Here is a 9,185-nt window from a genome sequence, read left to right as displayed (position 1 = left end):
CGTAGGCCTCGGACACCAGCTGGGCGTGGGCCTCCACCGGAAATGCCCGCGGGGCACGATCGTGGGAGGCACGGTCGTGGGAGGCACGGTCGTGGACGGCGCCGTCGAGCACCGCGCGCCAGTCGTATGCCCGACGCCCCTGTCGTGCCTGCTCGACCAGCGCGATGACCACGTATCGGGGGCCGATAACCCGGCCCTGCCAGACGTGGACCAGCTCGTGCACGAGCGTCGGGGTGGCCCGCGGTCGCCCGACGCCCTCTCCGCGCGGGCGCACGACTCCGGCGTCGGCGCCCAGGTAGATCAGGCCGGGCAGCGCGAACGCCCGCCGGTGGGGCACCGCGGGCACGTGTCCCCGACGGATCATCACGTCGGAAGGGTCGATGGTGTGGCCGAAGAACGCGCGGAGGTCGTCGCGGACCTCGGGGGGCGGGTCGAGGGGTGGGGGAGCCAGTCCCAGGGTCTCGAGACGCCGGTCCACGGCGCGAGCGGTGGCGCCGACCAGGTATCCCAGCGCATCCGCCGCCCGGGCGACGGCGGACCTCATCCGGCATCGAACGCCGGACCTCGACACCCCGCGGGCCAGCAGTTCGTCCTCGCGCGCCACCTGTTCTTCTGCGAGGAGTCTGCGCAGTCGCTCGACCAGCCGCTGTGGGGCGGGGGGTGGCGGCGTGCGGGCCGTCGGGAGTCCTCCCGGAAACAAGTGGGCCCCGGATCCTCACGGATCCGGGGCCACTTCTACTGTCTCGACACAGTGTGCGCGAGGGGGGACTTGAACCCCCACGTCCGTTAATAGGACACTAGCACCTCAAGCTAGCGCGTCTGCCATTCCGCCACTCGCGCTCGCACACTGATGACCTGCACCGGTTCGTTCCCGGCTTGGTCGTGCGAGGAATGACACTAGCCGATGCGCGAACCGTGGGACAAATCGGACCCCGCTCACACACGGCGCCTGCCGGTCATCGCTGGTAGACAAGGACGTGACCGGCTGGGGGATGCCTCCCCACACCGTCCGACCCAGGAGGATGACGATGACCGACTTCCGCGTGCCGAACCCCTATGACGCCCTTCCGGATCTCCCCGCGCTCGAGGTGACGAGCGAGTCCTTCGCCGAGGGCTCCACCCTGTCGTCCGCGCAGCTCGGCGGGAAGATGGGCGTCGAAGGCGGCGAGGACAAGTCCCCACAGGTGAGCTGGAGTGCCGGACCGGAGGGGACCCGTACCTATGTGGTGACCGTGTTCGACCCCGACGCGCCGACCGCCTCGGGGTTCTGGCACTGGTCGGTGGCCAACATCCCGGCCGACGTGACCTCGCTACCGGAGGGGGCGTGCACCGGCGACGACACCTCGGGCCTCCCGGAGGGGGCCGTCGTGGTCCGCAACGACGCCGGGTTCAGGGGGTTCGTGGGTGCGGCCCCACCGGAGGGCCACGGTCCGCACCGGTACATCCTCGCCGTTCACGCCGTCGGCGACGAGATCGAACTCGGAGAGGACGCCTCCTGCGCCTTCGTGGGGTTCAACCTCTTCGGGCAGGGCCTGGCCCGCGGGACCACCACGGCGCTCTTCGAGCAGTGAGAGTCAGCTGACCGCGGAACCGACGGCCTCCGCCAGGGAGGCGAACCCGCCCTGCCGGAGCCGTCGGGCGACGAGCTTGTTGGTCCCACGGATGAGACCGGGGCCGGTGAACACGAAGCCGGTGTAGGTCTGGACAAGATGAGCACCGTGGGTGATGCGGTCCCACACGTCCTCCGGGGTCTCGACGCCGCCGACCGAGATGATGACGATCCGATCGCCGGCCCGCTCGTGGATCCGGGCGAGCACCTGGCGGGACCGGTCCGCGACGGGTGCCCCCGAGATCCCGCCCGCGCCCATCGCCGCCACCGTGCTCGCCGGGGTCGTGAGCCCGTCGCGCGAGATGGTGGTGTTGGTGGCCACGATGCCGGCGAGGCCGAGCCGCACGACGAGATCGGTGACCGCGTCGATGTCCGCGTCGTCCAGGTCCGGGGCGATTTTGACCAACACCGGGATCGTCGCCACGTCACGGACCGCCGTGAGGATGGGACGCAGCGATTCGACCGCCTGCAGGTCCCTCAGGCCGGGGGTGTTGGGGGAGCTGACGTTGACCACCATGTAGTCGGCCAGCCCGGTGAGCATGCTGGCCGAGGCCACGTAGTCGCGAACGGCGTCCTCCGCGGGCACCACCTTGGTCTTGCCGATGTTGATCCCCACCGGGTCGCTGCTGCGCCGACGACGCAGGTTGTTGGCCGCGTTGCCCGCGCCGTGGTTGTTGAACCCCATGCGGTTGAGGATGGCCCGGTCCTCCGGCAGCCGGAACAGACGAGGTGACGGGTTGCCGGGCTGGGGTGAGGCGGTGACCGTGCCGACCTCACTGAAACCGAAGCCGATCGCCCCCCACGAGTCGACGGCGGCCGCGTTCTTGTCGAAACCGGCCGCGAGGCCGAGCGGCCCCGGAAAGCGACGTCCCAGGACATCCTGGGCCAGCACCGGATCCCGGACGCCGAGGAACCGGCGCACCAGGGAGCCCAGTGGCGGCACCAGGGTCAGCAGCTTGAGAAAGCCGAATACCAGGTGGTGGATCCGCTCCGCCGGAAAGCGGAACAGCACACTCTTCATCAGCGAGTACACGGTCCTCCTCGATGGGACGTGGGTGGTCCTTCGATCAGCTCGACGGCACGGGCAGTGATGGGCGCATCAGGTGGAGGCCGGCACCGTCGGAGGAACCGACGACCACGGTCCCGGAGGCCGTGACCACCAGCGAGTCCGGCTGACGTACCGTCGCGATCTCGGCACGCCGGACCCCTGTGCCGTCGCCGAGATCGTACGCCTGGACGGTGTTGGTTCCGGTGGAGGTGACCCAGACGACGTCCCGGGTGGGGTCCCCGGCGACCGCCCAGGGGGCCGCTGCGACCGGGAACTGCTGGTGGAGCCGGATCGGGGAGGTCGAGTAGACGAGGAGCGTGTCACCCACGGTGTCGCTGGCGACGACCGTGCCCTCGCCGTACTCGTCGAGTCTCCCGGCGCCCTTCCCGGCGCGCAGGAGCGGTCCCGCGCCGTCCTCGTCCAGGTCGATGCTGGCGATGACGGTGTCCGGTCGGCTGAACGCCGTGACCGAACCGTCCCGGGCCACACTGATCCGATCGACCGATGTCAGGCCTGCGAGGCGATGCTGTTCCGTCCCGTCGGCGTCCCGGACGACCACGTCGCCGCCGGGGGCGCCCGTGAGCAGGCGACCGTCGGTGGTCACGGCCGCCGCGGTGACCGGTCCGAGTCCCGAGATCTCGCGTGCGTCACCTGCCGCCGTGACCACGACGACGCCGTCGCCGAAGGGGACAAGAACCGTCCCGTCGACCCCGGCAGTGGCGGTTCCCGCATCCGCGGGCAGCTCGACGGTCGTCTCCGGGATCCATCGGGTCCCGTCCACGCGGGCGATCTCCAGAGTCGGCGGGCCGTCGACCTGCGCCACCACCGTGTCACCCACGGCGACCAGCGAGGACACGGAACCCGGGACCGGGACGACCTCACCGCCCTCGGGATCGGAGACCTGGGGCGACGCGGCGGGTCGGGCGTTACCCTGCTCGATCCCGGTGTAGTCCTCCAGTTGGCTGGTGGTCGACGCGCAGCCGGCGAGCCCGACGGCGAGGGAGAGCAGAGCGGCGGTCACAGCGGAGCGGCGGTGGACACGAAGGGGCACGGTGTTCCTTTCGACTTCTCCACAGTGTCCCCCACGCGGGTCCTCAGTCGCCGTCCAGGTCCGGACGACTACCCTCACGGCGGTGCGGTGAGACACCCGCGCCCGTGCCGACGTTCCCCGACAGAAAGCAGCGCCCGTGAACCCGACGGTCCTGGCCGCCCCCGCTGCGGACGGCATGTCCTGGCTCCAGGTGATCGTGCTCTCCGTGATCCAGGGGATCACGGAGTTCCTGCCCGTCTCGTCCTCCGGGCACCTCCGCATCTTCTCCACCTGGTTGTTCGGTGCGGACGCGGGAGCCTCGTTCACGGCGGTCATCCAGCTCGGCACGGAGGCCGCCGTGCTGGTGTTCTTCTTCAAGGACATCGTGCGGATCCTCGTCGCGTGGTTCCGGGGGGTGTTCGACCGCCGGCGCCGCGACGACCCGGACTACCGGCTCGGCTGGTACGTGATCATCGGCTCGGTCCCCATCGCCGTGATCGGCTTCTTCGGCAAGGACCTCATCCGGGACGCCGCCCGGAACCTGTGGATCACGGCGATCGTGCTGATCGCGTTCTCGTTCGTGTTCCTCATCGCGGAGAAGGTCTCCAAGCAGGACCGCCCCGTCGACGGCCAGTCGCTCGAGGGCTTGACGATGAAGGACGCGGTGGTCATGGGACTGGCCCAGTGCCTGGCGCTGATCCCCGGTGTCAGCCGTTCGGGCGGCACCATCTCGGCCGGGTTGTTCCTCAACATGTCCCGCGAGGCCGCCGCACGGTTCTCCTTCCTGCTGGCGATCCCGGCGGTCCTGGCCTCCGGGTTGTTCAGCCTCCCCGACGCGTTCGAGCCGTCCGTGGGGCAGTCCGCCACCGGGATCCAGCTGATCGTGGGATCGGTGATCGCGTTCGTGCTGGGCTACGCCGCCATCGCGTGGCTCCTGCGCTTCGTGCAGAACCACTCGCTGGCCTGGTTCGCCGGTTACCGCATCATCCTCGGCCTGGCCGTCATCGCGCTGCTGTCCACCGGCGCGATCCCCGCGACCTGACCTCACCACCGAAGTGGCGCGGCGTCGGTAACCTGCCGTCATGACCGTCATCCTCCTGCGCCACGGCCGCTCGACCGCCAACACCGCGCTCACCCTGGCCGGCCGCACGTCCGGGGTCGCGCTCGACGAGACGGGCCGGGCGCAGGCACAGGACCTCTGCCGACGTCTCGACGGTCTCCCGGTCGAGGCGGTCGTCCGGTCGCCGCTCATGCGCTGCCGGGAGACGGTCGAGCCGTTGGCCGCCGCGTTCGGGGTGGAACCGGTGGTCGAGGAGGGCCTGGTCGAGGTCGACTACGGCACCTGGACCGGACGGACCCTGACCGAGCTCGCGTCCGAACACATGTGGTCGGTGGTGCAGCAGCACCCCTCCTCGGCCGTCTTCCCCGGGGGTGAGTCCCTCGCCGAGATGGCCACCCGCGCCGTCTCGGCCGTCCGGGAGCACGACCGCCGCCTGGCCGAGGACGCGGGCCGTGACGTGCTGTGGGTGGCGTGTAGCCACGGAGACGTGATCAAGTCGGTGATCGCCGACGCGTACGGGATGCATCTCGACCACTTCCAGCGCATCGTGGTGGAGCCGGGATCGGTGTCGGTGGTCCGCTACACCCCCCACCGGCCGTTCGTCCTCCGGGTCAACGACACCGGTGGAGACCTCGCCAGTCTCCGCGGGGAGCCCGCCGGACACGTGGGCAACGCCACCGCCGGAGACGCCAGCTCGGACGCGGTGCCCGGCGGGAACGTACCCTTATGAACCGCACCTCCACCCGGGACCACCCGGCACCACACGGCAGCACACGAGGGAGACGACCGGCATGAGCAGGGAAGTCCACGAGTTCCGCGACCCGGCCCGGTTCGTGGTGGGCACGGTCGGCCAACCCGGCGAGCGCGTGTTCTTCGTCCAGGCCACGGGCGGCGGGCGAACCGTCTCCGTCCGGTGCGAGAAGCAACAGGCCCAGATCCTCTCGGAGCGGATGGGGGATCTCCTCGACGAGATCGCCGCGAAGTCCGATGTCCCCGTCCCCCCGGCCGCCGGCGTCGTGGACGACCTGGCGCCGCTGGAGATGCCCGTCGACGCGGAGTTCCAGGTGGGCACGATGGGCCTGGGGTGGGACGGCGAGAAGAGCCAGATCGTCGTGGAGCTGCTGGCGGCGGACCCCACCGCCACCGACGAGTCGGTGGTCCTCTCGGACGCGGAGGACGCCCCGGACGCGCTCCGCGTGTTCCTGACCCCGCAGCGTGCACGGCAGTTCGTCCTGCGCAGCGAGAAGGTCGTCTCCGCCGGGCGCGCTCCGTGCCCGCTGTGCGGCGAGCCGATCGACACCACGGGTCACCTGTGCATCCGCCTCAACGGGTACCTCCCGCGCTCCGGTGATGCGCTCGCCGACCTCGTCGACCCGTGACCGCCCGCCCGCCGGGCCCCGAACTCACCGTTCTGCACCGGATCCCCTCGGGAAGCAACGCGGTGTACCGCTGCGTGGACGCCGAGGGCGGGCACTGGGTGTACAAACCGTCGGCGGGGGAGCGGCCGCTCATGGACTTCCCCGACGGCAGCCTGGCGGCCCGGGAGATCGCGGCGTACGCGGTGTCCGTGGCCCTGGGGTGGGACCTGGTGCCCGAGACGGTGGGAGCACACGGCCCCGGCGGCCCGGGGATGGCGCAACGATGGATCGACGAGCTCGACCGGGGTGAGGCGCCCGGCCACGACCCGGTGGACGTCCACCCGGTGGGCGCCCTTCCCCCCGGCCGGGTGGCGGTGCTCCGGGGTGAGGGATCCCGCGGGGAGGACGTGGTGGTGGCGCACGCCCTGGACGAACGGCTCCGTCGTATCGCGTTGTTCGACCACGTCGTCAACAACGCCGACCGCAAGGGCGGACACGTCCTCGTCGACACCTCCGGCCTGATCTGGGCGATCGATCACGGCCTGTCGTTCCACACCGAGCCGAAGCTGCGCACCGTCCTGTGGGGGTGGGCCGGCCAGCCGCTGCCCCCGGGGGATCTCGAGGGACTGGGCAGGGTGCGCGACGGGCTGTCCGGGGACGCCCTCCTCGCGGAAAGCCTGCGTGACCTGCTCTCACCCGCCGAGGTACGCGCACTGGGCGCTCGGGTCACCGCACTGCTCGACGGCGAGGTGTTCCCCGTACCGGGAGCGGGCTACCCGTTACCCTGGCCGCTCTTCTGAACCCGCCCGGTATCTAGACTCGCCCGCATGCACTCGTGGCCCCCGCCTGCCGTCCCCGCCGTCCCCGGCGACGGTGCCCCCCTGAAGTTGTACGACACGGCGAGCGGACAGGTCCGGGAGGTGTCCGCCGGGCCAGTCGCCGGGATGTACGTCTGCGGCATCACCCCCTACGACACCACCCACCTCGGTCACGCGGCGACCTACCTGACGTTCGATCTGGTGTACCGGCTCCTGCTGGACGCCGGACACGAGGTCCACTACGTCCAGAACACCACGGACGTCGACGACCCGCTGTTCGAGAGGGCGGAGCGAGACGGCGTGGACTGGAGGGAACTCGGGGACCGTGAGACCGATCTGTTCCGCTCCGACATGGAGGCGCTCCGCGTGCTCCCACCCCGCGACTACGTGGCCGCCACCGAGACCATCGACGAGGTCGTGGAGATGGTCGCCGAGCTCGTCGACCGCGGCCACGCCTACCGGATCGATCCCGGGGTCGACGGGTACCCCGATGTCTACTACCGACACCGGGCCACCCCGGCCTTCGGGTACGAGTCGGGGTACGACGCCCAGGAGATGGCCGCCGCGTTCGCCGAGCGCGGCGGGGCCCCGGACCGGCCCGGCAAGGAGCACCCGCTGGACGCACTGCTGTGGCGGGTGCAGCGACCGGGGGAGCCGTCCTGGCCCTCGCCCTGGGGACCGGGCAGACCCGGATGGCACATCGAGTGTTCGGCGATCGCCCGGAACCGCCTGGGTATGGAGTTCGACATCCAGGGTGGGGGCAGCGACCTCGCGTTCCCACACCACGAGTTCTCCGCCGCCCACGCGGAGGCCGCGACCGGTCGTTCCCCGTTCGCGCGCTTCTACGTGCACGCGGCGATGATCGGCCTCGACGGGGTCAAGATGAGCAAGTCGTTGGGCAATCTCGTCCGGGTCAAGACACTCCGCGAACAGGGGGTGGACCCGGCCGTCATCCGACTCGCCCTGGCCGCCGGCCATTACCGGACGGACCGCTCCTGGTCGGAGGACCTGCTCGCGGAGGCCCGCTCCCGGTGCGAGACGTGGTTCCGTGCGATCTCCCGGGGATCGGGCGCCGACTCCGCCGCGACCATCATCGCCGTGCGGGAACGTCTCGCGGACGACCTCGACACCCCGGGCGCCCTGGCCGCGGTCGACAGGTGGGCAGAGGCGAGCCTGGCCGGGGACGAGTCCGACCCGTCCGCGGGACCGTCCATGGCGACCGCCCTCGACGCCCTGCTCGGTCTCGCCCCCGCCACGTGACGGCGTTCCGGTGACCGGTCCGACGGCCTGACGGTCTACCCGGCGTCGGGCTCGTCCCGCTCGCCTCGCAGGAAGCGCTCGAACTCGGCGGCGATCGACTCGCCGTCGACCAGCGGCATCGTCTCCCCGTCAGCGGCCCGACCACGGTCGGGTTCGGGGTCGACCCCCGCCCCGACACCGTTCTCGTCGTCCATCCGGTCCTCCAGGGACTGGATGTAGTCGCGGAGGTCCTCGTCCTCGCCGGCGGCGGCGTCGACCTTCGCGACCCACGTGCGGGACTGCACGCGCAGTGCGTCCATCGGGACGGCCACCCCCAGGTTCTCCGCCAACCAGGACAGCACCGCCTCGGTGCCGCGCGGATTGGGCGGTGCGGCAACGTAGTGGGGGACACCCGCCCACAGACTCACCGTCGGGACCCCGGCCTCGGTGAGGAGTTGCTGGAGGACCCCGGTCATCCCGGTGGGCCCCTCGTAATCGGAGGCCCGGACCCCCATCTCGGCCATCCTCTGCCGATTGAACGCCGTCCCGGTGAGCGGAACGGGGCGGGTGTGGGGCACATCGGCGAGATAGGCACCCAACAGCACCACCTCGGTGACTCCCAGGGTGTCGACGAGGTCCACGAACTCGGAGGCGAACCGGCGCCACTTCAGACCCGGCTCGGGCCCCCGGACCAGCAACACGTCGTGGTCGAACCCGTCCGGTCGGCACGCGGACACGAGGATCTGTGGCCACTCGACCGATCGCGACACCCCGCCGGAATGCCGGACCGTCGGCCGCTGGTCGAGGTAGTCGAAGAACTCGTCGCCACCGATCTCCGCGATCTGCCGCGCCTCCCAGGTCAGGGCGAGATGTTCGACGGTCCCGGTCGCCACGTCCGCGGCGTCGTTCCAGCCCTCGAAGGCCACGATCATCACCGGGCTCTCGAGATCGAGGTGCCCGTCGGGGGTCCATTCGACAGTCATCAGTACAGCCTACGGACGGACACTTCCGGGGCACCCATAC

Annotated in this window: 10 protein-coding genes and 1 tRNA gene; 6 read left to right on the top strand and 5 right to left on the bottom strand. The window is 71.0% G+C overall.

Going from position 1 to position 9,185, the window contains the following annotated elements; genetic code table 11:
- Together G6031_RS11645 and G6031_RS11640 are read right to left on the bottom strand one after the other, a co-directional pair.
- Window positions 1–700 (bottom strand): hypothetical protein (locus G6031_RS11645; RefSeq protein ID WP_241737314.1); only part of this gene is annotated, 700 nt, incomplete at its 3' end.
- A gap of 54 nt (window positions 701–754) precedes the next feature.
- A tRNA-Leu gene (locus G6031_RS11640) sits at window positions 755–840 on the bottom strand.
- 188 nt (window positions 841–1,028) lie between these two features.
- Between G6031_RS11640 and G6031_RS11635 the strand changes: the two genes are divergently transcribed.
- On the top strand, window positions 1,029–1,571 hold the full coding sequence (locus G6031_RS11635; protein WP_179525283.1) for a YbhB/YbcL family Raf kinase inhibitor-like protein: 543 nt from the start codon (window positions 1,029–1,031) through the stop codon (window positions 1,569–1,571).
- A gap of 3 nt (window positions 1,572–1,574) precedes the next feature.
- Here G6031_RS11635 and G6031_RS11630 read toward each other — a convergent pair whose 3' ends face one another.
- Together G6031_RS11630 and G6031_RS11625 are read right to left on the bottom strand one after the other, a co-directional pair.
- Window positions 1,575–2,642 carry a quinone-dependent dihydroorotate dehydrogenase gene (locus tag G6031_RS11630; protein WP_182653339.1) on the bottom strand — a complete coding sequence of 356 codons (1,068 nt, stop codon included), beginning with the start codon at window positions 2,640–2,642 and terminating at the stop codon, window positions 1,575–1,577.
- Window positions 2,643–2,676: 34 nt separating this feature from the next.
- The gene (locus tag G6031_RS11625; protein WP_179525281.1) at window positions 2,677–3,708 is read right to left on the bottom strand and encodes a hypothetical protein; all 1,032 of its coding nucleotides are present in this window, start codon (window positions 3,706–3,708) and stop codon (window positions 2,677–2,679) included.
- A 175-nt stretch (window positions 3,709–3,883) separates the two neighbouring features.
- Between G6031_RS11625 and G6031_RS11620 the strand changes: the two genes are divergently transcribed.
- The 5 genes from G6031_RS11620 (at window position 3,884) to mshC (ending at window position 8,183) form a co-directional block, all read left to right on the top strand.
- On the top strand, window positions 3,884–4,729 hold the full coding sequence (locus G6031_RS11620) for an undecaprenyl-diphosphate phosphatase (protein WP_241730995.1): 846 nt from the start codon (window positions 3,884–3,886) through the stop codon (window positions 4,727–4,729).
- Between the two features lie 40 nt (window positions 4,730–4,769).
- Window positions 4,770–5,477, top strand: a complete 708-nt coding sequence (locus G6031_RS11615) for a histidine phosphatase family protein (protein ID WP_182645305.1) — start codon at window positions 4,770–4,772, stop codon at window positions 5,475–5,477.
- A gap of 61 nt (window positions 5,478–5,538) precedes the next feature.
- Window positions 5,539–6,126, top strand: a complete 588-nt coding sequence (locus G6031_RS11610) for a DUF3090 domain-containing protein (protein ID WP_179525278.1) — start codon at window positions 5,539–5,541, stop codon at window positions 6,124–6,126.
- A complete protein-coding gene (locus G6031_RS11605; protein ID WP_179525277.1) occupies window positions 6,123–6,905 on the top strand; it encodes an SCO1664 family protein in 783 nt (260 codons plus the stop codon). Before G6031_RS11610 ends, G6031_RS11605 begins: the two co-directional genes overlap by 4 nt.
- A 27-nt stretch (window positions 6,906–6,932) precedes the next feature.
- Window positions 6,933–8,183 (top strand): cysteine--1-D-myo-inosityl 2-amino-2-deoxy-alpha-D-glucopyranoside ligase, encoded by a 1,251-nt coding sequence (gene mshC, locus G6031_RS11600; RefSeq protein WP_182653338.1) that lies wholly within the window; start codon window positions 6,933–6,935, stop codon window positions 8,181–8,183.
- Between the two features lie 35 nt (window positions 8,184–8,218).
- On the opposite strand, the gene G6031_RS11595 is transcribed toward mshC, so the two are convergent.
- Window positions 8,219–9,145 (bottom strand): PAC2 family protein, encoded by a 927-nt coding sequence (locus tag G6031_RS11595; protein WP_179525275.1) that lies wholly within the window; start codon window positions 9,143–9,145, stop codon window positions 8,219–8,221.
- Window positions 9,146–9,185 lie beyond the last annotated feature (40 nt).

This window comes from Dietzia sp. CQ4 (assembly GCF_014145125.1).
GTDB lineage: Bacteria > Actinomycetota > Actinomycetes > Mycobacteriales > Mycobacteriaceae > Dietzia > Dietzia natronolimnaea.
This window is presented reverse-complemented; position numbering and strand designations above follow the sequence as displayed.